Raw genomic sequence first — 21,776 nt, 5'->3', positions numbered from 1 at the left:
ACTGAATGCTGCTGTTTCCCATGGCGTGCGAGTGTCCCCAGGAGAGAATATGAGTGCCGGGGTCTGTTGCGTAGGGAATCCCGGGTTTGTTCGCCGAGTGTTCATCCGGTGGGCAGGGAATCCGTCGGCAAGGAAGCGGAGTGGTTCCCGCCATCCCTGTTGCGACGGTGTTAGCGTGGCCGGATGTTCCCTCTGGAGACGGATTCCTGGCCGCCGGAAGCTCTGATCACGGATCGACTGCTCCTGCGGGAAGCCGCGGCCCGGGACCGGTCGCCCCTGATCGAGTTGTTCAGTTCGCCTGAAGTGGGCGCGTTCATCGGAGGCCCTCAGCCCAGAGCCGAACTGGAGCGGAACGTCCCGGAGGTCCCGGGGCGACGCCCTGGTTTCTTCGTCGTGGAACATGACGGTGTCATGATCGGCATGGTGACCGTGGACCGCCATGATCCGCAGGGACCCGGGCGGGGCCACCTGGATCCGGGCGTTGCCGTGCTCGGGTACCTGTTCCTGCCGCAGGCGTGGGGTCAGGGTTACGCCACGGAGGCTTGCAGGGCTGTTCTCACGTGGTTCGACGGCGTGTTCCCGGGTGAGGCCATGGCTCTCTGCACTCAACTGGCCAACACCTCGGCGCGGGGTGTCGCCGCGAAGCTCGGTTTCATTGAGACGGCCCGGTTCGAAGAATACGGTGCCGGGCAGTGGCTCGCGGTCAGGAAAGCGGTTCCGGGCGGCCACTGAACAGGGTGGAGCGGGTGCGGACGACGTCGGTCGTCAGCTTCCGGTGTAGCGCCCGGGACGGTGGTTGAACGCGAGGATGACGTTCAGCACCACTGCCCCTGCCGCGGAGAGCAGGACCAGCGGCCAGGCCACCACGGTGAGGGCGCCGAGTACCACGAGGAGGTCCAAGACCATCTGGACGTAGCCCGCGCGCCAGCCCAGCCGTTCCTGTAGCAAGAGGGCGAGGATGTTGAAGCCACCCAGGCTCGCCCGGTGCCGGAAGAGCACCAGCAGGCCGGTGCCCGCCAGAAGATTTCCGGCGAGTGCCCCGTAGACAGGGTCCAGGTGAAGGGCGCCGAGCGCCACCGGATGCAGCGAGGACAGGCCCGAGACCACCGTGACACAGGCGATGGTGCGCAAGGTGAAGTTCCAGCCCTTCTTCCATGCCGAGAGTGCGAAGAACGGAGCATTCACCAGGAGGAACATGAGCCCGAAGGGGGCTCCGGCCGCATAACTGAGCAACAGCGAGAGCCCAGCGGTCCCGCCGGTCACCGTGCCGCTGCTGTGGAGCAGGTAAAGACCCAGAGACGCGAGGAAGGTTCCGGTGACCAGGCCCAGCACGTCCTCCACAAGCCCATGCGGCTTCGCACGGTCCGCGACAGGAGCGGGGTTTGGAAGAGAGGAGGCGGGGAAGCGTTCTGCGGTACTGGCGGTCACGGAGGAAAATCATCCGCAGAGCAGTACATGCGCGCAAGCTGAATCCGGAACAGTGGGATGATTGCGCCTAAAGCATGAATAATTCGTGCAGAATGCCAAGATTCTGAAGGAGATTCTGGGATGAGTGCTCCAGCTCACAAGGCAGACGCCCTGGATGCGCGGATTCTGCTGGCCCTGGAGGAGGACCCGGGTGCTTCGGTGCTGGCACTGGCCCACCGGGTCGGTGCCTCGCGGAACACGGTGCACGCCCGCCTGCAACGCATGAACCGGGAGGATCTGCTGCTGGGCTTCACTCAGCGGGTTTCCCCGGCAGCGCTGGGGTACGGGTTGGTGGCTTTCGTCTCACTGGCCATCTCTCAGGCGGAGAGCGTTGATGCCATCCTCGGTGTGCAGGAGATCGCGCAGGTGGTGGAAGTGCACAAGACCACGGGTGACGCGGACTTCCTGGTGAAGCTCGTCGCCCGTGACACAGCGGATCTGAACAGCGTCATGGACGCGCTCGTCGCGGTGCCGGGCGTGGTCAGGTCCAGCACGGCGGTCTCCTTGCAGGAGACCATGCCGTACCGGACCCGGGCCCTGCTGGAGCGACTGGCTCAGCAGGGGGAGCGGAGCTGAGGCTCAGGCCGTGACGGCGAGGGCGTCGATCTCCACCAGCATGACCTCGTGGGGGAGGTCGACGAACACGGTGGTGCGGCTGGGCAGCTGGCCGCTCGGGACGTTCTCCTGGATGAACTCGCCGTAGACCTCGTTCATGGCGGAGAAGTCGTCCCGGGTGGTCAGGTAGACGCGGAACATCACCACATCCTCCACCGACGAGCCGCCTGCTTCGAGGATGGCCTTGACGTTCTCCAGGGTGCGGCGCGTCTGAACGCGTACATCGCCGTCGCCGATGTACTGGTTGGTTTCGGGGTCCATGGGGCCCTGGCCGGAGACCTGGAACAGGCCGCCCTTCTTGACCCCCTGGGAGAAGGTGTGGGCGGGCGCAGGAGCGTTTCCGGTGAAGACGATGTCCTTGGAGCTCATGTGTGGTCCTTTCGGGGTTGTGCGGATCGGATGGGGAAAGTTCAGGGGGCCGTGTGGCCCAGCTCGGCGGAGATGGACCGGGTGCAGTCCAGTAGTTCCGGCAACAGGCCCAGGAGCCCGTCCCGATCGAGCATGACGGTGGGTACCGAGCAGGAGACCGCCGCGACGACGCCGCCGCTGGCATCCCGGATGGGAGCCGCGATGCAGTGGACGAATTCCTCGAACTCCTGATCGTCCAGGGCCCAGCCTTGGCGTCCTGCCAGCTCGATCGCGCTCAGCAGGCTCGCCTGGTCCGGGAGGGTGTTCTCGGTGAACTTGCGATAGTCCAGGCCGGCCGTGAGGCTCTCCCGCTGCTCACGAGGCATATCGGCAAGGATCACCTTGGCGACGGCGGCCGCGTTCAATGCGGCCGTGAGTCCGATCCGGGAGTACATCCGCACCGGATGCCGGGACTCCAATTTGTCGATGTACACCACGTCCCGTCCCTCGAACGCCGCCAAGTGGATCGTGTGCCCGGTGCTCTCATTCAGGCGCTGCAGATGCGGCCTGGCGGTGCCGCGGATGTCGCGCTGCTCCAGGGCCAGGCTGGACAGCTGGAACAGCTGAGAGCCGAGCCGATAGTGCTGCTGGGCATCCCGGACGACGAAGTTCCGGTCTTCCAGGCTGTGCAGCAGCCGCATCACCGTGGTCTTGTGGACATCGGCGGTCGAGGCGAGTTCATCCAGCGTGGCGGGCCCTTTCGCCAAGGCGCCCAAGAGGTCGAGTGCTCGCAGCAGGCTCTGGCTCATGGCTGCCTCACGAGGAAGCGGCCCTGCGCGACCCGGATGCCGGCCCAGTCCTCGTCGCTGCAGTTGAGGATGTGCACCAGATCGTCGTCTTCCGGGAGCGGGCCGCGGTCCCCGTGCACCGTGAGCGTGCAGGCGGCGGCCACGTGGCCGCGGCGCAGGCTGAGGCGGTGGTCGAGGCCCGAGAGGACCCCGCTGAGGTAACCGGCGGCGAAGGAGTCGCCTGCGCCGACGGGTTCCACCACCTCCACCGAGAGGGCCGGCACCTCCCAGCGTTCGCCGTCGCGCCCCAGGGCGGTGGCGCTGGTGGATTCGTTCTTCACGATCAGAACCTCGGGGTCGGGGAGGAGTTCCCGCAGGCGGCTTTCGTCGTGGGTGCCGAACGCGGCCAGGGCCTCGTCCTTGCCCATCAGGACGATGTCCGAGAGGTTTGCCAGTTGTTGCAGGATCGAGGCATCACGCCCGGCCCAGAGCGCGGGGCGCCAGTTCACATCGAAGCTGATCCGTTGGGACTGTCTGGGACGGGAGAGGAGTGCGAGGAGGAGTTCCCGGCAGGAATCGCTCAGTGCGGCGGTGATGCCGCTGAGGTGGATGAGTGAGGCCTCTGCAAGGAGGTCCGCCACGGCCGGATCGTCCAGCAGCGCAGGACTCATGGCGGAGGCGGCAGAGCCACTGCGGTAGTAGAGCATGCCGGTGCCGTCCTCACCGGGGACTTTGACGTACAGGCCGGTGGGACGGCGATCGTCGAGCTGGACTCCGCCGGTCCTTACCCGATGGCGTTCAAGTTCGTGCAGGATGCGGCGGCCGAAGCCGTCGTCGCCCAGGCGGCTGATCCAGCCGGTCGGCACGCCCATTGCGGCGAGACCCATGGCCACATTGGATTCCGCGCCGCCGACTCCCAAGTGGAGGCTGCTGGCGGTCTCCAAGGTCCCCTGGTCGCCAGGGGTCAGCATGGCCATGGTCTCTCCCAGGCAGATGGCTCGTGGCATCGAAAGCTCCTTCGCAAGGCACCGGGCGGGCCGCGGACGAAATCCATTGACGCGGCTTCCGGCTCAATGCTAAACATGAATGCAGAGTATTTGCAATACGCGTTGCAAAATACGCAATCAGCGAATCAAGGGTCTCTGAACGGACCCATACGGCAGACACCTAACCGCGACGACGAGGTAGCAACAGTGAGCCAGAGAGCATATGACCAGGCCAAGGTCGACGGACTCGATGAGGAGATCCTCGACTTCCGCCACAAGGCCGTGCCCGCCTCCCTGCACGGCATGAGCATCGGTGCTCTCGCCGCGCGGCGGCTGGGCCTGGCGGAGCTTCAGACGCCGCTGCTGACACTGGATGAGTCCGCGATGGACTTCAACGCGCGCTTGCTCGCCGCCTGGTGCGACGATCACGGTGTCCTGTTGGCCCCGCACGGTAAGACCACCATGTCGCCTGAGCTCTGGGCCCGTCAGATCGAACTCGGCGCCTGGGGCATGACGCTCGCCAACGCCGCTCAGCTCCGCGTGGCACGAGCCTTCGGTTTCACACGGCTCATGCTGGCCAACAGCCTCACCGACCCGCAGGCCATCCGCTGGGCCGCCGGCCAGGCCGAGGACGGTGCCCGGATCGTCTCCTGGGTGGACTCCGCGGAGACCGTGGCGCTGCTGGAGCGCGAGCTTGCCGGGCACGGCACCCTCGACGTGATCGTTGAACGCGGGGGAGCGGGCGGCCGCACCGGTGCCCGCAGCCATGAGGAAGCGCTCTCCATCGCCCGGACCGTCCACGCCTCGGCTGCGTTGCGCCTCGTCGGCGTCGGCGGCTACGAGGGTGCACTGGCGCACACCGCGGACGACGCCGGACTCGGGGCCGTGCGTGGCTATCTCGGTGAGGTGGCCAGACTGCACGGCGAGCTGCTCGCCGAGGGCCTTTACGACGCGGACGAAGTGCTCGTCACCGCGGGCGGCAGCGCGTACTTCGACGACGTCGTCGAGGTCCTCGCCCCGGTGCGCGATGCCGGTGGCACGGGCCGCCCGCGCGTCGAGATCGTGCTGCGCAGCGGCGCCTACATCATTCACGACGATGGCTTCTACCGTGGCATCTCGCCGTTCTCCCGACAGGACCCGGACGGCGAGCAGTCCTTCCGCCCGGCGATGCACGCCTGGGTGCGCGTGGTCTCTCAGCCCGAACCGGGCCTCGCCATCCTGGAGGGCGGCAAGCGGGACCTGCCGTTCGATGAGGGCCTGCCCGTGCCGCAACTGATCAGCGACGGACTGGGGGAGCCCGCCACGGAACTGCGCAAGGCGGAGATCACCGCCGTCAACGACCAGCACGCGTTCCTGCGCTTCGCCGAGGGAACCGAGATCCGGCCCGGGCAGGTCATCCGGCTGGGCCTCTCCCACCCTTGCACCGCGCTGGACAAGTGGACCCTCATCCCGGTTCTCGACACGGTGGCCGACCCCGAACGGGCCGCCGTGGTCGGTGCCGTGCGGACGTTCTTCTAGGACGGCGGCATGAGCATCCTGATCAGCAACGTCACCGTGGTGGACGGCAGCGGCGCACCGCGTCGCCAGGCCGACGTCCTGCTCAAGGGCGAGATCATCGAACGCATCGCCGGTCCAGAGACGTTGGAGCGTGACGCAGCGGAGTTCATCGACGGCCGGGGACTGGTCCTCAGCCCCGGATTCATCGACATGCATGCGCACTCGGACCTTCAGCTCCTCCTCACCCCGGACCACTACGCCAAGCTCAGCCAGGGCGTCACCACCGAGCTCCTCGGCCAGGACGGACTGTCCTATGCGCCCGTGGACGAGCCCACGCTGGCGGGAGTGCGGCAGAAGATCGCAGGCTGGAACGACAATCCGGATGGTTTCGACTGGGACTGGCGGGGTGTCGGGGAGTACCTCGACCGTCTGGACCGGCCGGACGACGGCGGGCGCATCGCCACCAACGCCGCTTATCTTGTCCCGCAGGGCACCGTGCGGGCCCTTGTCATGGGTTTCGACGACCGCGTCGCCACGGCGGAGGACATCAGCCGCATGCAGCAGGTGATCCGCCGGGGCATGGAGGAAGGTGCCGTCGGGATGTCCTCCGGACTGACCTACACCCCGGGCATGTATGCGAGCACCGAGGAACTCGGCGAGCTCTGCCGCACCGTCGGCGAACTGGGAGGCTTCTACGCACCACACCATCGCTCCTACGGGAAGGGCGCTCTCGAGGCCTACGCCGAGATGATCGGTCTCAGCCGCGACACGGGCTGCGCCCTGCATCTCTCCCACGCGACCATGAACTTCGCGGAGAACAAGGGCCGGGCGGCGGAACTTCTGAGCCTGATCGACACCGCGCTGGACGACGGCGTGGACATCACCCTGGACACCTATCCGTACCTGCCCGGGGCGACCACGCTCTCCGCGATCCTGCCCAGCTGGGCATCCGCGGGCGGCACCGAGGCCACGCTGGAACGCCTCCGTGACCCCGGGACCCGGGAGCGGATCCGTGAGAACGTCGAGATTTACGGATCCGACGGCTGCCATGGCGTGGTCGCGGAATGGGACACTCTGGAGATCAGCGGTGTGCAGAACCAGGAACTCGCGCGCCACGCGGGGCGGACGATCGCACAGATCGCCGCAGACGAAGGCGAAGAGCCGTTCGAGGTGTTCACGGCGATCCTCCTGGCCGACCGTTGTGGCACAGGGATCCTCCAGCACGTCGGTCATGAGGAGAACGTCCGAGCCATCATGGTGCACAGCACCCATACGGGCGGCAGCGACGGCATTCTCGTCGGTGGCAAGCCGCACCCACGCGCCTGGGGGACCTTCCCCCGGTACCTCGGACACTACTGCCGCGAACTCGGTCTCCTCACTCTCGAAGAGACGGTGCACCATCTCACCGGACGCCCCGCGGCGCGGCTCAAACTGGAACGCCGTGGTCAGGTCCGCGAAGGGTATGCCGCCGATCTGGTCCTCTTCGACCCGGAGACCATCCGGGACGCCGCCACCTTCGACGACCCCCGGCAACCGGCCGAGGGCATTCATCACGTGTTCGTCAACGGCGTCGCAGCCATCAAAGACGGACGACCCACGGGAGCGCGCGCGGGCCGCGCCCTCCGCCGAACCCCGGAAGGAATGACAGCACCCCGATGAACAGCACCGAACTCGAAGCCGTCCTCGCCGCCGACCGCACCCTCGCCGTCGTCCGCGCCAACACCATCCCCGATGCCGCGCGCCTGGCGGAAGCCCTCTCCGCCGGAGGCATCCGGACCCTCGAACTGACCTTCACCACGCCCGATGTCACACGCCATGTGCGCCGGGTCGTGGAGACGGCGGGGGACCACGGCGCGATCGTCGGCGTCGGTACCGTCATGACGGCCGCGCAGGCCCGGGAGGCCATCGACGCGGGGGCGCAGTTCCTGGTCACCCCCGGCCTGCGTCCCGAGGTCGCAGCCGTGGCCCGGGAAGCAGGTGTGCCCATCAGCCTGGGTTCGCTGACCCCCACCGAGGTGGCCGCCGCGCTGGATCTCGGTTCCGAGATCGTCAAGATCTTCCCCGCCCGGCATGTGGGGCCGCAGTACCTCAAGGATCTGCAGGGACCGTTCCCCGGGGTGAAGCTCCTGCCTTCGGGCGGCATCGACGCCTCCAACGCCAGAAGCTACCTCGACGCCGGCGCACTGGCCGTATGCTGCGGCACCTCTGTGGTGCCGCCGTCGGCTGTCGATGCCGGCGCCTGGGACGACATCACCACTCGCGCCAAGGACTTCGTCCGGGCACTCTGACCCCCTCAACATCCACGCCGCGCTGCGCGCGGCGGACAGCTCAAAGGAGAGACCATGGATGGATTCCTGTCGTGGCTGCGCCATGACACCACCGGATTGCTGCTGTTGGCGGCCGCCGGTATCGCGTTGCTGCTGTTCCTCATCATCAAAGTCAAGGTGGAGCCGTTCATCGCGCTCGTCGGCACGGGCGTGCTCGTCGCCCTGGTGGGCGGTGTGACGGTGGAGCAATTGGTGGGCACGCCCATCAAGAGCAGCGACTCGCTCATCGAGAAGGGCTTCGCCGGGATTCTCGGGCACATCACCCTGATCATCGGCCTCGGCACCGTGCTCGGCGCCATCCTGGAACGCTCAGGCGGGGCCGAGGTTCTGCTGGGCCGTCTGGTGAAGGTCTTCGGCGAGAAGGGCACGCCGCTCGCCATGGGCGTCACCGGCTTCGTGCTCGGCATTCCGGTGTTCTTCGACATCGGCATCTTCGTCCTGGCGCCGCTGGTCTATGTGGCGGCGGTGCGCGGTGGCAAGTCCCTGGCGCTGTATTGCCTGCCGTTGCTGGCGGGCCTCTCCGTCACGCATGCCTTCCTGCCACCCCATCCCGGCCCGGTGGCGGCCGCAGGCCTGTTCCACGTAGAGCTGGGCTGGATCATCATCATGGGCCTGGCCTGTGGCATCCCGGCATGGTTCGTCTCCGGCATCCTCTGGGGCACCTGGATCGGCAAGCGGGTGAACATCGCCGTGCCGGAGGACCGGATCGTCCCCGAGTCGGAGGACGCCAAGAAGCACGAACCCCACATCGCCGTGGTGGCTCTGGTCATCGGCCTGCCGATGCTGCTCATCCTCGGCGCCACCTTCGGCAACGTCTTCCTGGGTGCCAGCCCGCTGCGTGACATCCTGACCTTCTTCGGCAATCCGGCCATCGCGCTCACCGTGGCCGTGCTGCTGGCCATGTGGCTGCTGGGCATCCGGAACGGGATGACGTCCAAGGACCTCTCCGAACTCAGCTCCTCCTCGCTGCGTCCCGTCGGCATGATCCTGCTCGTGGTCGGTGCGGGCGCCTTCTTCGGCGCGGTTCTGGCCGCGACGGGCGTCGGCAAAGCCGTGGCCACCTCGCTCTCGGAGGCGGGGCTGCCGCTCATCGTCTCGGCCTACGTGATCGCCTGCGGTATGCGCATCGCCCAGGGCTCGGCGACCGTCGCCATCGTGACGACCGGTGGCATCCTCGCTCCCGCACTGACCTCCGGGCAGTACTCGCAGCCGCAGCTGGCCCTGCTGGTCATGGCGATCTCCTCGGGCTCCATCATCGCGAGCCACGTCAACGACGGGGGATTCTGGATCATCTCCAAGTACTTCAACATGTCGGTCAAGGACACGCTGAAGACCTGGACGGTGCTGGAAACCGTGCTCTCCGTGGTCGGCTTCGGCATGGCCAGCCTCCTGTGGGCGTTCGTCTGACGGCCGCATCCTGACCGGATCCCGGCGCGGCGAAGGCCGGACACCCTCAACTCAAGGGTGCCCGGCCTTCGTGCCGTCCGGGACGGAGGACCCGCAGCGGCCAGTGACTCAGCGGCCGGTGACTCAGACGGTGGGTACGACGTTGCCGGATTCGTACCAGCCACGCTCACGGTTGCTCACGGACGGCTCGGCCCGCAGCAGATCAGGCTGAGCTGCCCAGCGCACTCCGTTCGCCAGGACCTTGCGGATCTCCGGGTGGTGGTAGACCGGGTACTCCTGGTCGCCGGGGCTGAAGTAGAAGATCCGGCCCTTGCCACGGGTGAACGTCACACCGGAACGGAACACCTCACCCCCGGCGAAGGAGCTGATGAACAGCAGATCGTCAGGATCCGGGATGTCGAAGAGCTCTCCATACATCTCCTGTTCCGGGATGATGATCGGATTGGCCACGCCCTGGGTGATGGGGTGGGACGGTTTGACGTTCCACACCAGTTCGCGCTCACCGTCGTTCCGCCAGGCCAGGGAGCAGGTCGTGCCGAGGAGCCGGATGAAGATCTTGGAGAAATGCCCGGAGTGCAACACCAGGAGGCCGAGGCCGCCCAGCACATGCCGCTGGACCCTTTCCACCACCTCGTCACCGACCTCGTCATGGGCCATGTGGCCCCACCAGAGCAATACGTCGGTGGCTGCCAGTACCTCTTCGGAGAGTCCGTGATCGGGCCCGGAGGCCAGCGTGGCGGTGGACACCACGGCGTCCGGAAGCAGCGCCCTGAGGCCGTCGGCGATGGCGCCATGGATGCCATCCGGGTAGATCTCCGCCATGTGCGGGGGATCGTTGCGGAGTTCGTGGACGCCTTCGTTCCACACCAGGATGCGCAGCGGACGGGTGCTCACAGCTGAACCTCCCGGCCTTCGCGTGCGGAACGGTAGCAGGCGTCGATGATGCGGGCGCGGCCGAGGGCCAGGGAGCCGTCGTGCCGGCCCCATTCCTCGGACCCGGCGCGGACCACCTCGACGAAGTCCTCCACGACGCGCTGGTGCATGCCGTTCGCACCGATGGCGGGGGAGTAGTCGGAGTTGTCCTCACCCGTGTCCTTGTAAACCGTCAGATGCCCGGCTTCCGGCATGGGCTCGCCGGCCACCCGGAGCTCCGCCCCGCCCTCGGTGCCGTAAACCAGGAAGTTGATCTCGTCGTCGGGGTTCCGGTAGCTCGCCCAGCCGGCCTCGATGAGCAGCGCGCCGCCGCCTTCGAGCCGGAGGAACGCGGAGGAGAAGTCCTCCACCTCGAACTGGTTTCCGCCCGCCAAGGCGGAGTAGCGGCTGTTGCCGCCCAGGCCCCGCGGCCCGAGTTCGGAGTGCGTGGTGGCGCTCACGGAGAGGACCTTCGGCTCGCCCAGGAGATGCAATGCGTAGTCCAGCACGTGCACCCCGATATCGACGAGTGGCCCGCCTCCGGCGAGGGCGGGGTTCGTGAACCAGCTGCCGAGGGTCGGGATGCCGCGGCGGCGCAGCCACGCGGCCTTGGCGTAGTACGGCCGGCCGATCTCGCCGCCGTCGATGACGGACTTGAGGGCCAGGATGTCACCCCGGCGCCGGTGGTTGAAGGCCACGTCCAGGACCCGTCCGGCGGCGCGCGCGGCGTCGACCATGGCCTGTGCCTCCACGGAATCCTTGGCGATCGGCTTCTCACTCAGGACGTGGATGCCGCGTTCCAGAGCGGCGATGGCGATGGGGGCGTGCAGGAAGGTGGGGACGGCGATGCTGATGGCGTCGAGCTTCTCGGCCTCCAGCATGTCCTCCCAGCGGGAGTAGCGGTTCTGAACCTGGAATTCGTCGGCCAGCTTCGTCAGCTGGTCCGTCTCCATCGCGGCCAATGCGGTCACCTCGATGCCGGGGATGCGCGTATACGCCTCGAGATGTTGCTGTCCTGCCCAGCCGAGGCCGACGACGCCGACCCGCAGCGGCTGCCCTGCGCCGGGCTGTGGGGTTTCCTGAGTCACAGGGGATTCCTTTCGGAGGGTGGAAGAGGAGACTTTTGCTTTTTGGAAGTCATAAGTAAAGCGCGAAAAGCCGTAAGTAGATTTTCACGGAGTCAAGGGTGCGTCAAGAGGTTTTGCGTAAACGCTTGCCTGGATTTTCGTGCCCTCAGGAGGCGGCGATGGCCGCCTCGACGGACTCGGGTGAGAGAAGGTGTTCGATCACCAGGCGAGCGGCCCCCAGAATGCCGGCATCGTCCCCTGCGCGGGACCGTTCGATGCGCAGGCGGCGGGTGGCGAGGGGCTGAGACCGCCGATAGACGGCCTCGCGGGCGCCGGCGAGCAAGGGGTCGCCGGCCTCGGAGAGGCTTCCGCCGACCACGATCACCGAAGGGTTGAGGAGGTTCACACAGGTGGCGAGGACCTCGCCCACCTCGCGGCCGGCTTGGCGCAGGGCGTGGATCGCGGCGATGTCTCCGAGCCCGGCACGTCGCACCACGTCCGAGCCGCTGCTGACATCCAGGCCTTGTGCCCGGAGTTTGGCCGTGAGTGCCGGGCCGGAGGCGAGGGCCTCCAGGCAGCCCGTGTTGCCGCAGCGGCACGGCAGTGGCTCGCCGTCTGGCACTCGGACGTGTCCGATGTCGCCACTGGTGCCGTCGGCGCCCCGCTGGAGGACGCCCCCGGCGATGATTCCGGAGCCGACGCCCGTGGCCAGCTTGACGAAGAGGAAGTCCCGGTGCTGCGGCCAATGCGTGAGATGCTCGCCGAGCGCCATGATGTTGACGTCATTGTCCACCAGGACGGGGACCGGCCATTCCTGTCCCAGGCGGGCCGGGACGTCGTAGCCGTCCCAGCCGGGCATGATGGGCGGATTGATCGGACGCCCGGTCTCGTGTTCCACGGGCCCTGGAAGACCGAGCCCCACGCCTGCGAGTTCACGTTCGTCCCTCCCGAGACCGGCGAGGAGCCGGCGGCCCGTCGCGAGAAGCCAGGCCAGGGTGGATTCCGGCCCCTCGGCGATGTCGCGGGGTTCGGTGTGCCGGGCCAGGATGGTCCCGGCCAGGTCTGCGACGCCGACCGTGGCATGGGATCCGCCGATGTCCGCGGTCAGGACCACACGGGCGGAGGCTTGGAAGGCGAAGCGCGACGGCGGCCTTCCCCCGGAGGATGCGGCTTCGCCGGCGGCTGCGATCAGGCCGGTGCTGAGGAGGGCGTCGAGCCGCGAGACGACGGTGGTCCGGGCCAGTCCGGTGAGCTCCATGATCTCGGCCCGGGTCCGGGCCTCACCGTCCCGGAGCAGCTGGAGAAGCTGTCCGGGCCCGCTCGGGGCTGGAGAATCCGGGAGGGAGGGGCTCGCGGAGGCGGTGGCGTTCATGCATAAGACTTAGCACAGCCGGACGGTTCGAGGGGCCACTTCTGTGAAATTGATTCCCTACTTTTGCTTGACCGTGGTTATAAGTCGGCCTAGCGTGGACGGTGACCCAGTTCACCGATGAGCCGCCCGTGTGCGGCACCGCGAAGGAGCCCCCGTGTCCTACTCAGTGCAGCTGTACAGCGTTCGCGAAGCGCTGTCCCACGACCTCCCCGGCACGCTCCGGCGGCTCGCCGCACTCGGATTCACCCGGGTCGAGCCGTACAACTTCGCCGAGCTCGCCGGAGAACTGGGCCCGGCATTGCGCGAGAACGGCCTCACGGCCCCCACCGGGCACGTCGGACTGCTGGACGGTGATCAGGAGGCCATCTTCGCCGCAGCGAAGCAACTCGGCATCGGCACGGTGATCGACCCCTTCGTCGGCCCCGACCGGTGGCAGGATGCGGAGAGCATCCGGTCCACCGCGGAGCGACTGAACGATGCAGCCCGTGCCGCAGCAGCACATGGCCTGCGGGTGGGATACCACAACCACAGCTGGGAGATCTCCAACAGCGTGGAGGGCGCCACCGCGCTCGAGTACTTCGCCGGCCTGCTGGACCCTGCCGTGGTCCTCGAAGTCGACGCCTACTGGGCCGCCGTCGGGGGTGTGGATCCGGCCGCACTGCTGGAGCGGCTCGGATCCCGCGTCGTGGCGGTCCACCTAAAGGACGGCCCCGTGACAGCTGTCTCGGCGGAACGATTCGACCCTGAGGAGTTCGGCGCCCTGACCAGCCGGCAGCTGCCCGCCGGACAGGGCGACGTCGACCTCCCCGCCATTCTTGCGGCGTGCCCGAGCCTGGAGGTCGGTGTCATCGAATTCGACGACTACGCCGGTGACATCTTCGAAGGGCTCGCAGCCTCTCTCGCCTACCTGGAGTCCTTGGCCTCCGAGGCCTCCGCATGAGCGGCGGGCCGGTCGGCGTCGCGCTCATCGGCGCGGGCAACATCAGCACCCAGTACCTGGACAATCTCACCACCTTCCCCGACCTCAAGGTCGTGGCCATCACCGACCTCTTCCCCGAAGCCGCGAAGGCCCGTGCCGAGGAATACGGGATCGGGCTCCATGGCGCTCCCGAACTCGCGCTCGGGCATCCGGACGTCGAGATCATCATCAATCTGACCATTCCCGCCGTGCATGCCGAGGTTGCAGCGCAAGCTGTCCGTGCAGGCAAGCACGTCTGGAGCGAAAAGCCCATCGCCTTGGACCGGGACAGCGGGCGGGCTCTGCTGGAGCAGGCTGACGCGGCGGGACTGCGGATCGGCTGCGCCCCGGACACCTTTCTCGGTGCCGGTCTGCAGTCCGCTCTGCGGGCTATCAACCGAGGAGACATCGGCACGCCGCTCTCCGCGCAGACGGTGATGCAGTACGCGGGCCCGGACTACTGGCATCCGAACCCGGCATTCCTCTTCCAACAGGGCGCGGGCCCTCTCTTCGACATGGGACCGTACTACCTCACCGCCCTCGTGCAGGCCTTCGGGAGCGCCCGCCGTGTCGCGGCGATGGGCTCGAAGGCGTGGGAGACCCGTACGGTCCGCTCCGGTCCCAAGCAGGGTGAGGAATTCCCGGTTGAGGTGCCGACTCATGTCAGCGCGCAGATCCAGTTCGAGGCCGGAGCCACCTCGCACAGCGTCTTCAGTTTCCAGTCCGCGCACGCCAAGGCCGGCTATGTGGAGATCACGGGCACCGAGGGCACGTTGCTGGTCCCGGACCCCAACAATTTCGACGGCGAGCTCTCGGTCATCCGTCCCGGCGAGGACGACTGGACCACCATTCCCGTCGAAGGCCCCACACAGGGCCGTGGCATGGGGGTTCTGGAGATGGCGCGAGCCATCCGGGCCGGGGTCCCGCACCGTGCCACCGGGGCCTTGGCCTATCACGTGCTGGATACCATGATCGCCATCCAGGAGTCCGTGGAGACGGCCTCCTTCGTCGAGATCGCGAGTTCGGCGCCTCAGCCAGAACCTCTGCCGTCCGGCTGGGATCCGATGCAGGCGACCCTCGGCGGCGGCGCATGAGGGCGGGGCGTCCCCTCGGCGTCGCCGTTATCGGCTACGCCTTCATGGGCAAGGCCCATTCCCAGGCCTGGCGCACCGTCGCTTCCCATTTCGAGGTGCCGGACTTCGAGCGCACGGTGCTGGTGGGGCGGGATGCCGAGCAGGTCGCGGGGGCCGCGCAGCGCTACGGCTGGGCCGAGTCTGCCACCGACTGGCGCGAGGTGATCGCCCGCCCGGACATCGACGTCGTCGACATCTGCACACCCGGTTGGACGCACGCTGAGATCGCGATCGCGGCCCTGGAAGCGGGCAAACACGTGCTGGTCGAGAAGCCTCTGTCCAACACGCTCCAGGAGTCCGAGGCGATGGTGGCGGCGGCCGCCGCGGCCCGGCAGCGGGGCGTGGTGTCGATGATCGGGTTCAACTACCGGCGCGTGCCTGCGCTGGCGCAGGCACGGAAGCTGATCAGGGACGGTCGGCTCGGGAACATCCGGCAGATCCGCGCGAGTTACCTGCAGGACTGGCTCTCCGACCCGGAGGCGGCCATGAGCTGGCGGCTGCGGAAGGAGACCGCGGGCTCAGGAGCCCTGGGGGACATCGCCAGCCACGCCATCGATCAGATACGCCATCTCACAGGGCTTGACGTCGCGGACGTCTCGGCCCGGCTGAAGACCTTCGTCCCGGAACGTCCCGGGCCGGGCGGCCCGGAAGCCGTCACGGTCGACGACGCAGCCTGGCTCACGCTCGGTCTGCGAGGCGAAGCGGCGGGCGACGGCGGTGCCATCGCCTCGGTGGAGGTCTCCCGGGTCGCGCTCGGACGGAAGAACTCCTTGCGGATCGAGGTGTACGGCAGCGCCGGGGCCCTGGCCTTCGATCTCGAACGCCTCAATGAGCTGGAGTTCCTCGACGGCACCGATCCTGTGGAGGAGCAGGGCTTCCGACGCATCCTCGTCACGGAGCCGGAGCACCCCTACCTCTCCGCCTGGTGGCCCCAGGGGCACGTCATCGGCTGGGAACACAGCTTCACCCATCAGATCCGCGACTTCCTGGTGGCGGTCGACGAGGGCACCCAGCCCAGCCCGTCCTTCGAGGAGGGCCTCGGCGTCCAGGCGATCCTCGACGCCGCCGAGCGTTCCGCGGCGTCCGGTGGCGCCGTCGTCGTCCCCGCATCAGTACCCACCAAGCAGCAGGAGGCCTGACCATGGCACGACCGTTCACCCTGTTCACCGGCCAGTGGGCCGACCTCACGCTGGAGGAGGTCGCGAAGCTCGCCTCAGGCTGGGGCTACGACGGCCTCGAGATCGCCGTCTCCGGCGAACACCTGGACGCCTGGCGCTGGGACGACGAGGAATACATCGCCGAGCGCCTGGGAATTCTGAAGAAGTACGGCCTGAAGCTCTGGGCCATTTCCAATCACCTCAAGGGCCAGGCGGTGTGCGACGATCCCATCGATTTCCGGCACCAGGCGATCGTCGGCTCAAAGGTCTGGGGTGACGGCGACCCGGAGGGCGTGCGGCAGCGGGCGGCCGAGGAACTGAAGAACACCGCCCGACTGGCGAAGAAGCTCGGCGTGAAGACCGTGGTGGGTTTCACCGGATCCAAGATCTGGCAGTACGTGGCCATGTTCCCACCCGTCCCGGCCGAGGTGATCGACGCCGGCTACCAGGACTTCGCGGATCGCTGGAATCCGATTCTGGACGTCTTCGACGAATGCGGCGTCCGCTTCGCCCATGAGGTGCATCCCTCCGAGATCGCCTACGACTACTGGTCCACGCAGCGGACCCTGGAGGCGATCGGGCACCGTGAGGCGTTCGGCCTGAACTGGGACCCGTCCCACATGATGTGGCAGGGCATCGACCCGGTCTCCTTCATCACGGACTTCGCGGACCGGATCTACCACGTGGACTGCAAGGACACCCGGATGCGGATGGGCAACGGCCGGGCCGGGATCCTGTCTTCGCACCTGGCCTGGGGTGATCCGCACCGCGGCTGGGACTTCGTCTCCGCGGGCCGGGGCGATGTGCCGTGGGAGGACTCCTTCCGCGCCCTCACCGCCATCGGCTACGACGGCCCCATCTCCGTGGAGTGGGAGGACGCCGGGATGGACCGGCTGCAAGGTGCACCCGAGGCTCTCGCGGCCCTGAAGCGCTTCGACTTCGAGCCCAGCTCGCAGTCCTTCGACGCCGCGTTCAGCAACCAGGACTGACCCGTTCCGCGAGGTGACAGTTGATGCCCGAATACGACTTGTATTCGGGCATCAACTGTCACCTCGCGTTCCCCGGACGAGGAATGTCTGAGCATGTGCTCCGGGTCGAGCAGTTTGGGAGCCGATGTCTACTTCTGCGACTCCACTTCCTGGCAGCGCTGCTCCAACGAGAACACCATCCGATCAGCGCGGCGGTTGACGGTGGGCTGCCTCACTTTGAGCCGTCCTGGTCGCAGACCAGGTATTTGCCGCCAGTGCGGATCACGGTCGTGGAGAAGGTGACGTCATCCCCGGGCTCGGTGGCCAGCGTCACCGTCCAGGACGAGGAGCCGGTCTGTTCGACTTTAGTGGCCGAGACGCCGGTGACGTTAGCAACAGTCAGCCGAATCGGGGCGAGCTGGCCGGCGACATCGGGCCGGCACTCCAGCGCGCTGACATCCTTCTTGAGCAGGCCGTCGTAGGCCCACTTCTCCGCAACCGAGCCGGGAGAGTCCGGTTCGGCGGAACCGCAACACGTGGTCGCCATCAGTAGAAGGGGTGTGAGAATCACTAGCCCAGCCCGAGACAATTGGCTCATTTCGTCACCCTAGCAGTGATGCGCGATCGGCGAGACGTGATGCGGCGCCCTCATCGGGTAAGAAGGGCGAGGCGGATGTGGACTGTTCTCGCCCTCAGGGATGGCGCGACAGACTCATGCCGGGTCGATAGACTGCCTGGTGTCGACACGCCGTTTCAGGGAGGAGACCACCGTGGAATCTCGGACCACCCGCCCTGCTCCCGCACTGACGCTCGCGGCAGCCCTGGCTGTTATCGGGTTGACGACGACCGGTTGCAACGGCAACGACCCACGGCCTTCGCCCACCCCTACCGCCAGCGTGTCGTACAGTGCGACGACGCCCGCCACCGCGGCGACAGCGGATCCTGCGGGCGACGTCGTCCCGCTCACGGGTGATGCCGAGCTGCGCTTCCAGTGGAGCTTCGCCCAGGGCGCCGCTCCCGCTGACCCGTCCGTGGAGGTGGCCCAGCGGCTGATCGTGCTGATCGATCTCGGCTACGGGTCGCCGTCGTGGACCGACGTGGCAAAGATTCGCACGGCCGCTGCCGCGCTCACCACCGGTAAGGTCGTCTCGGAGAGAGAGATCAAGTGGTGGAGCGATCCGCGGAAGAAGCCGGCGACCGGCGTCATGCGTGTACTGATCGACGCGCCGCAGCCTCACGGTTCAGCGGTGACCCTCTTCACCTGCACCGACCTGCGCGGGGTACCCGCCATCACGACCGGCACCACCACTGACCAGACGACCCGTATTGAACTGGTTGAGGACAACGGGGCGTGGCGAGCCGTCTCCTACGACAACAACGCCTCCTGGACCTCTCCCACCGAACGGGCTTTCAGGGAGCGCTGCGCGAAGTTCGCCTCACTGCCGAACCCGATGCTCAGTGGAAGCAACTGACCGCCACCCCCCGCAGTTCTTACCGACGACGCCTCACACGAACCGCTGCTCACCTACCCATCAACGGTGTCACCCACATGCCCTCGGACGAGGCGCTATGGGGCGACGGACGTAGAGGCCCCGGCGCGAGAGCCCTCCTGCTCGGTCCGGTCCATGTCCTCGGCCAGCGCCGCATACACCGCCGGACGCTTCCGCCTGAGGTACGGGCCCAGGAAGAGGCCTCCCAGGACCGCCAGCACCAGCAGAAGAGGCAGGAGCCGCACGGCAAGCGCATCGGATCCGGCGACGATGTCGAAGTTCACGATCGCCATGACCACGATGGTCCCCAGGCCCAGCATCGCGATGAGCGGGGCGATCAGGGTGCGGCCCAGGCGGGGGTCGCGTTGCCGCCGGAAATGCACGATGATCGCGAGGGCCGCGAGCACCTGCAGAACCATGATGCAGAGTGTGCCGAATCCGATCATGCTCGGAACCAGCGAGGTGATCGGGTCCAGTCCGGCCAGCGCGAACGCGCCCGCGACGACGACGGCGAAGAGCGCCTGTACGATGCACGCCACCACGGGGGAGCCGCCAGCGTTGGTCCGGGCCAGCGCGTGCGGGAAGACCCGGGCCCGGCCGAGCGCGAACAGGTAGCGCGCCGCGGAGTTGTGGAAGGCGAGCATGGCGGCGAAGAGGCTCACCAGCAGCAGCACCATCATGACCTTCACCAGAGGATCGCCGAGATACTGTCCGGCCAGACTGAAGAGCAGATCGCCTGATTCGAGATGATCCTGAGCCGCGCCCTGGGCCTGTTCGACGCCGGTGGCGCTCACCACCGCCCAACTGGTCAGGGCGAATACGACGCCGATGACGCTCACCGCGATGTAGGTTGCCCGTGGCACGGTGCGGGAGGGGTTCTTGGCCTCCTCACCGAAGAGACTGGTCGCTTCGAAGCCCAGGAAGGCCGTCGCAGCCAGTAGCAAGCCGATGGGGAGCGAGCCTGAGAAGATCGCTGCGGGGGAGAACGCCTCGACGCTGAAGCCGGTACGCACGAACACCGAGACATCGAAGACCAGCAGCACCAGGGTTTCGAGGACCAGGGCGATCCCCAACACGGTGGAGCTGATGTCGATGCCTCGGCGGGCGAGCAGGAATGACGCCACGATGGACAGCAGGCCCCAGAAGTACCAGTGCAGGTCCAGTCCGGTGAGCTGCGAGATGACGGTCTGCATGAAGAAACCGCTCGTGCCGATGGTCCCCACGACGAAGAAGTTGTATCCGAGCGTCGCGATCAGTCCCGCGATCAGGCCACCGGTGCGCCCCAGTCCTTTGAGGACGAAGGCGTAGAAGCCGCCAGCGTTGACCAGGACCCGGGACATCTGCGCATAGCCGACGGCGAAGATCAGGAACAAGGCGGCGATGGCGAGGAAGGAGACGGGTGTTCCGCCGCCGTTCCCGAGGGCGATGGCCAGTGAGGCGACGACGACCGTCCCGGTGAGAGGAGCGACGGCGGCGAGGACCAGAAACACGATGCCCGGCGTGCCGAGGGTCTCCTTGCGCAGCGCCGTGGCGGCGACGTGATTTTCCATGAAAGTCTCCAGACAGGATCGGATGGAGCGGTCAGAGACCGGCGTCGGCGAAAGCGATGGTCGGGACATCCACTACATGGGCGCCGCCGTCAACCACGAGCACGCTGCCGGTCATGTACGAAGATGCCGAAGAGCCGAGGAAGTAGGCGATGTTCGCGATCTCCTCCGGTTCGGCGGCACGTCCGAGCGGGACGTTGCGAGTGACCGTGCGGTAGCCCTCCTCCCGGGAGGACAGCCCGGCCTTGGCGGCGAACTCATCCATCTCCTCGTCCGCCATCGGGGTCCTCACCCAGCCGGGACAGATGGCATTCACCCGGACGCCATGCGGGCCGTAGTCACGGGCGAGGCTCTTGGTGAGCCCGATCAGGGCGTGCTTGCCCGTCGTGTACCCGACAACGGACGGACCGGCGAAGAGCCCCGCGAGGGAGGACATGACCACGATCTGACCCTGGCTGCGGATCAGTTCCGGAAGGCAGGCGCGGGCGGTGGTGAAGGCGGTGTTCAGATTGGCGCCCAGGGCCGCATTCCAAGCGGCGTCGTCGGTGTCCAACGCCGCGGAGAAGCCGTGGCCGCCCGCATTGGCGACCAGCACGTCGAGCCGGCCATACCGCCCCAGCACTTCAGAGACGGCAGCCTCCGCCGAGGCGGAATCGGCGGCGTCCATCGCGATCGCGTGTCCGCCGACCTCCTTCGCAATCTCCTGAAGCGGCCCTGGCCGCCGCCCCGTAACGATCACGGAGTCTCCGGCCGCGGCGAAGCGCCGGGCCACGGCGGCGCCGATGCCGGTGCCTCCTCCCGTGATCAGGACAGTACGGGGGGTTGAGGGGGTTTCGAGTGTCATTGAGATGTCTCCGATCTTCAGGCGGGGAATCCGCTGCGGGCGCTGTAGCCGAAATCGCTCAGGAGAGCGGTTCCGGTGACGGGGGAGAGAAGGGGCGAGAGCAGCACGAGGACCTGGCCGGCGACGTCGTCCGCCGTCTGCACGGGATAGGCGCTCCCGGAGAAACCGTGGGGAAGACCCAGATCACCGCGGCTCATCGGGGTGTCCACCACGGAAGGACAGAGCGAGTTGACCCGGATGCCGTACCGCTCCCATTCCACGGCGGCCGCCCGGCCGAGCTGGACCAGAGCAGCCTTCGACGCGCAATACGGTGCCATCCCCGGCGCGGTCACCACGGCCGAATCGCTCGCGAGAAGCACGACGGCGGGATCATGCCCCTCGCGCAGAAGAGGCAAGGTGTGCTTGAACAGGAGGAAGGGAGCCAGCACATTGACATCCATGACCTGCCGCCAGGCGTCCAGCTGTGTCAGTTCCAGCGGGGTGCCGACCGGTCCGGAGACTCCGGCGCAGGAGACCAGCAGGTCCAGGGCCCCGGCCTCGCGTGCCAGCTCGTCACAAGCCTCGCGCACCGCTTGCTCCTCGCACAGCTCGACGACGACGGCACGCAGAGTGCCGGCGTCCGGCGTCCCGCCTGGTGCTCCTGAGAGGGGTTCCTTCGGGACCGAACCGTCCCGGGCGAGGGAGCTCAGACCGGAGGCGTCGCGGTCGAAGGCGAAGACGGTGCAGCCTTCGGCCAGAAGCGCACGGCATACTGCCCTGCCGATCCCGCTGGCGGCACCTGTGACGAGGGCCCGGCGCCCCCTGAAGTCCAGCTTCACCTCGGCACCGCACTCAATGCGGGACCGGACGAGGTCTGCGATTCGTTCATGGGCCCATCCTGGTCCGCTGGCACC

General features: G+C 67.5%; 22 protein-coding genes. 11 read left to right on the top strand and 11 right to left on the bottom strand.

The window, feature by feature from the left end; translation table 11 throughout:
* The first annotated feature begins 183 nt into the window (after window positions 1–183).
* Complete coding sequence (locus tag ACIPXZ_RS03520; RefSeq protein ID WP_400590752.1) at window positions 184–732, top strand: GNAT family N-acetyltransferase; 549 nt, start codon at window positions 184–186, stop codon at window positions 730–732.
* Between the two features lie 33 nt (window positions 733–765).
* Here the strand turns inward: ACIPXZ_RS03520 and ACIPXZ_RS03515 are convergent, their stop codons facing one another.
* Complete coding sequence (locus tag ACIPXZ_RS03515; protein ID WP_400590751.1) at window positions 766–1,428, bottom strand: YitT family protein; 663 nt, start codon at window positions 1,426–1,428, stop codon at window positions 766–768.
* A gap of 120 nt (window positions 1,429–1,548) precedes the next feature.
* On the opposite strand from ACIPXZ_RS03515, the gene ACIPXZ_RS03510 reads away from it, so the two are divergent.
* Window positions 1,549–2,043, top strand: coding sequence for an Lrp/AsnC family transcriptional regulator (locus ACIPXZ_RS03510; protein WP_400590750.1), 495 nt, complete (start codon window positions 1,549–1,551; stop codon window positions 2,041–2,043).
* A 3-nt stretch (window positions 2,044–2,046) separates the two neighbouring features.
* Here ACIPXZ_RS03510 and ACIPXZ_RS03505 read toward each other — a convergent pair whose 3' ends face one another.
* The 3 genes from ACIPXZ_RS03505 to ACIPXZ_RS03495 are packed head-to-tail and all read right to left on the bottom strand — an operon-like array spanning window position 2,047 to window position 4,225.
* Window positions 2,047–2,451: a RidA family protein gene (locus ACIPXZ_RS03505; protein ID WP_400590749.1), complete on the bottom strand. Its 405-nt coding sequence runs from the start codon at window positions 2,449–2,451 to the stop codon at window positions 2,047–2,049.
* Window positions 2,452–2,492: 41 nt separating this feature from the next.
* Window positions 2,493–3,239, bottom strand: coding sequence for an IclR family transcriptional regulator (locus ACIPXZ_RS03500; RefSeq protein WP_400590748.1), 747 nt, complete (start codon window positions 3,237–3,239; stop codon window positions 2,493–2,495).
* A complete protein-coding gene (locus tag ACIPXZ_RS03495; RefSeq protein ID WP_400590747.1) occupies window positions 3,236–4,225 on the bottom strand; it encodes a sugar kinase in 990 nt (329 codons plus the stop codon). The genes ACIPXZ_RS03500 and ACIPXZ_RS03495 overlap by 4 nt, the downstream gene beginning before the upstream one ends.
* A gap of 186 nt (window positions 4,226–4,411) precedes the next feature.
* Between ACIPXZ_RS03495 and ACIPXZ_RS03490 the strand changes: the two genes are divergently transcribed.
* Genes ACIPXZ_RS03490 through ACIPXZ_RS03475 form a run of 4 tightly spaced genes read left to right on the top strand, consistent with a single transcriptional unit; the run spans window position 4,412 to window position 9,435 of the window.
* A complete protein-coding gene (locus ACIPXZ_RS03490; RefSeq protein ID WP_400590746.1) occupies window positions 4,412–5,722 on the top strand; it encodes an amino acid deaminase in 1,311 nt (436 codons plus the stop codon).
* Between the two features lie 9 nt (window positions 5,723–5,731).
* Window positions 5,732–7,360 (top strand): amidohydrolase family protein, encoded by a 1,629-nt coding sequence (locus ACIPXZ_RS03485; protein WP_400590745.1) that lies wholly within the window; start codon window positions 5,732–5,734, stop codon window positions 7,358–7,360.
* Window positions 7,357–7,989 carry a bifunctional 4-hydroxy-2-oxoglutarate aldolase/2-dehydro-3-deoxy-phosphogluconate aldolase gene (locus ACIPXZ_RS03480; RefSeq protein WP_400590744.1) on the top strand — a complete coding sequence of 211 codons (633 nt, stop codon included), beginning with the start codon at window positions 7,357–7,359 and terminating at the stop codon, window positions 7,987–7,989. The genes ACIPXZ_RS03485 and ACIPXZ_RS03480 overlap by 4 nt, the downstream gene beginning before the upstream one ends.
* Before the next feature lie 54 nt (window positions 7,990–8,043).
* On the top strand, window positions 8,044–9,435 hold the full coding sequence (locus ACIPXZ_RS03475; RefSeq protein ID WP_400590743.1) for a GntP family permease: 1,392 nt from the start codon (window positions 8,044–8,046) through the stop codon (window positions 9,433–9,435).
* A 123-nt stretch (window positions 9,436–9,558) separates the two neighbouring features.
* Here ACIPXZ_RS03475 and ACIPXZ_RS03470 read toward each other — a convergent pair whose 3' ends face one another.
* The 3 genes from ACIPXZ_RS03470 to ACIPXZ_RS03460 form a co-directional block, all read right to left on the bottom strand.
* The gene (locus ACIPXZ_RS03470) at window positions 9,559–10,329 is read right to left on the bottom strand and encodes a ThuA domain-containing protein (RefSeq protein ID WP_400590742.1); all 771 of its coding nucleotides are present in this window, start codon (window positions 10,327–10,329) and stop codon (window positions 9,559–9,561) included.
* Window positions 10,326–11,435 (bottom strand): Gfo/Idh/MocA family protein, encoded by a 1,110-nt coding sequence (locus ACIPXZ_RS03465; protein ID WP_400590741.1) that lies wholly within the window; start codon window positions 11,433–11,435, stop codon window positions 10,326–10,328. Before ACIPXZ_RS03465 ends, ACIPXZ_RS03470 begins: the two co-directional genes overlap by 4 nt.
* Window positions 11,436–11,580: 145 nt before the next feature.
* Window positions 11,581–12,786, bottom strand: coding sequence for an ROK family protein (locus tag ACIPXZ_RS03460; RefSeq protein ID WP_400590740.1), 1,206 nt, complete (start codon window positions 12,784–12,786; stop codon window positions 11,581–11,583).
* A 154-nt stretch (window positions 12,787–12,940) separates the two neighbouring features.
* On the opposite strand from ACIPXZ_RS03460, the gene ACIPXZ_RS03455 reads away from it, so the two are divergent.
* From ACIPXZ_RS03455 to ACIPXZ_RS03440, 4 genes are read left to right on the top strand one after another with little or no spacing between them, the layout of a single operon-like run.
* The gene (locus ACIPXZ_RS03455; protein WP_400590739.1) at window positions 12,941–13,726 is read left to right on the top strand and encodes a sugar phosphate isomerase/epimerase family protein; all 786 of its coding nucleotides are present in this window, start codon (window positions 12,941–12,943) and stop codon (window positions 13,724–13,726) included.
* Window positions 13,723–14,838 (top strand): Gfo/Idh/MocA family protein, encoded by a 1,116-nt coding sequence (locus ACIPXZ_RS03450; RefSeq protein WP_400590738.1) that lies wholly within the window; start codon window positions 13,723–13,725, stop codon window positions 14,836–14,838. The genes ACIPXZ_RS03455 and ACIPXZ_RS03450 overlap by 4 nt, the downstream gene beginning before the upstream one ends.
* Window positions 14,835–16,016: a Gfo/Idh/MocA family protein gene (locus ACIPXZ_RS03445; RefSeq protein ID WP_400590737.1), complete on the top strand. Its 1,182-nt coding sequence runs from the start codon at window positions 14,835–14,837 to the stop codon at window positions 16,014–16,016. The genes ACIPXZ_RS03450 and ACIPXZ_RS03445 overlap by 4 nt, the downstream gene beginning before the upstream one ends.
* A 2-nt stretch (window positions 16,017–16,018) precedes the next feature.
* Complete coding sequence (locus ACIPXZ_RS03440) at window positions 16,019–17,023, top strand: sugar phosphate isomerase/epimerase family protein (RefSeq protein ID WP_400590736.1); 1,005 nt, start codon at window positions 16,019–16,021, stop codon at window positions 17,021–17,023.
* A 211-nt stretch (window positions 17,024–17,234) separates the two neighbouring features.
* On the opposite strand, the gene ACIPXZ_RS03435 is transcribed toward ACIPXZ_RS03440, so the two are convergent.
* Window positions 17,235–17,549: a hypothetical protein gene (locus tag ACIPXZ_RS03435; protein ID WP_400590735.1), complete on the bottom strand. Its 315-nt coding sequence runs from the start codon at window positions 17,547–17,549 to the stop codon at window positions 17,235–17,237.
* A gap of 223 nt (window positions 17,550–17,772) precedes the next feature.
* Here ACIPXZ_RS03435 and ACIPXZ_RS03430 point away from each other — a divergent pair, with 223 nt between their 5' ends.
* Window positions 17,773–18,474, top strand: coding sequence for a hypothetical protein (locus ACIPXZ_RS03430; protein ID WP_400590734.1), 702 nt, complete (start codon window positions 17,773–17,775; stop codon window positions 18,472–18,474).
* 95 nt (window positions 18,475–18,569) lie between these two features.
* Here ACIPXZ_RS03430 and ACIPXZ_RS03425 read toward each other — a convergent pair whose 3' ends face one another.
* The 3 genes from ACIPXZ_RS03425 to ACIPXZ_RS03415 are packed head-to-tail and all read right to left on the bottom strand — an operon-like array spanning window position 18,570 to window position 21,701.
* The gene (locus ACIPXZ_RS03425) at window positions 18,570–20,042 is read right to left on the bottom strand and encodes an APC family permease (protein WP_400590733.1); all 1,473 of its coding nucleotides are present in this window, start codon (window positions 20,040–20,042) and stop codon (window positions 18,570–18,572) included.
* A 31-nt stretch (window positions 20,043–20,073) separates the two neighbouring features.
* Window positions 20,074–20,883 carry an SDR family NAD(P)-dependent oxidoreductase gene (locus tag ACIPXZ_RS03420; protein WP_400590732.1) on the bottom strand — a complete coding sequence of 270 codons (810 nt, stop codon included), beginning with the start codon at window positions 20,881–20,883 and terminating at the stop codon, window positions 20,074–20,076.
* 17 nt (window positions 20,884–20,900) lie between these two features.
* Window positions 20,901–21,701, bottom strand: coding sequence for an SDR family NAD(P)-dependent oxidoreductase (locus tag ACIPXZ_RS03415; protein ID WP_400590731.1), 801 nt, complete (start codon window positions 21,699–21,701; stop codon window positions 20,901–20,903).
* Window positions 21,702–21,776: the final 75 nt, after the last annotated feature.

It is taken from the genome of Arthrobacter sp. NPDC090010, from assembly GCF_044748305.1.
GTDB lineage: Bacteria > Actinomycetota > Actinomycetes > Actinomycetales > Micrococcaceae > Arthrobacter_E.
The sequence above is the reverse complement of the archived record's forward strand: the minus strand, read 5'-3'. Positions and strand labels throughout refer to the sequence as shown.

Excerpts from the sequence above, each read along its gene's own strand:
- ACIPXZ_RS03520 (WP_400590752.1), top strand. The coding sequence starts at position 184 with ATGTTCCCTCTGGAGACGGATTCCTGGCCGCCGGAAGCTCTGATCACG.
- ACIPXZ_RS03510 (WP_400590750.1), top strand. The coding sequence starts at position 1,549 with ATGAGTGCTCCAGCTCACAAGGCAGACGCCCTGGATGCGCGGATTCTG.
- ACIPXZ_RS03505 (WP_400590749.1), bottom strand. The coding sequence starts at position 2,451 with ATGAGCTCCAAGGACATCGTCTTCACCGGAAACGCTCCTGCGCCCGCC.
- ACIPXZ_RS03500 (WP_400590748.1), bottom strand. The coding sequence starts at position 3,239 with ATGAGCCAGAGCCTGCTGCGAGCACTCGACCTCTTGGGCGCCTTGGCG.
- ACIPXZ_RS03495 (WP_400590747.1), bottom strand. The coding sequence starts at position 4,225 with ATGCCACGAGCCATCTGCCTGGGAGAGACCATGGCCATGCTGACCCCT.
- ACIPXZ_RS03485 (WP_400590745.1), top strand. The coding sequence starts at position 5,732 with ATGAGCATCCTGATCAGCAACGTCACCGTGGTGGACGGCAGCGGCGCA.
- ACIPXZ_RS03480 (WP_400590744.1), top strand. The coding sequence starts at position 7,357 with ATGAACAGCACCGAACTCGAAGCCGTCCTCGCCGCCGACCGCACCCTC.
- ACIPXZ_RS03475 (WP_400590743.1), top strand. The coding sequence starts at position 8,044 with ATGGATGGATTCCTGTCGTGGCTGCGCCATGACACCACCGGATTGCTG.
- ACIPXZ_RS03460 (WP_400590740.1), bottom strand. The coding sequence starts at position 12,786 with ATGAACGCCACCGCCTCCGCGAGCCCCTCCCTCCCGGATTCTCCAGCC.
- ACIPXZ_RS03450 (WP_400590738.1), top strand. The coding sequence starts at position 13,723 with ATGAGCGGCGGGCCGGTCGGCGTCGCGCTCATCGGCGCGGGCAACATC.
- ACIPXZ_RS03445 (WP_400590737.1), top strand. The coding sequence starts at position 14,835 with ATGAGGGCGGGGCGTCCCCTCGGCGTCGCCGTTATCGGCTACGCCTTC.
- ACIPXZ_RS03440 (WP_400590736.1), top strand. The coding sequence starts at position 16,019 with ATGGCACGACCGTTCACCCTGTTCACCGGCCAGTGGGCCGACCTCACG.
- ACIPXZ_RS03435 (WP_400590735.1), bottom strand. The coding sequence starts at position 17,549 with ATGGCGACCACGTGTTGCGGTTCCGCCGAACCGGACTCTCCCGGCTCG.
- ACIPXZ_RS03425 (WP_400590733.1), bottom strand. The coding sequence starts at position 20,042 with ATGGAAAATCACGTCGCCGCCACGGCGCTGCGCAAGGAGACCCTCGGC.
- ACIPXZ_RS03420 (WP_400590732.1), bottom strand. The coding sequence starts at position 20,883 with ATGACACTCGAAACCCCCTCAACCCCCCGTACTGTCCTGATCACGGGA.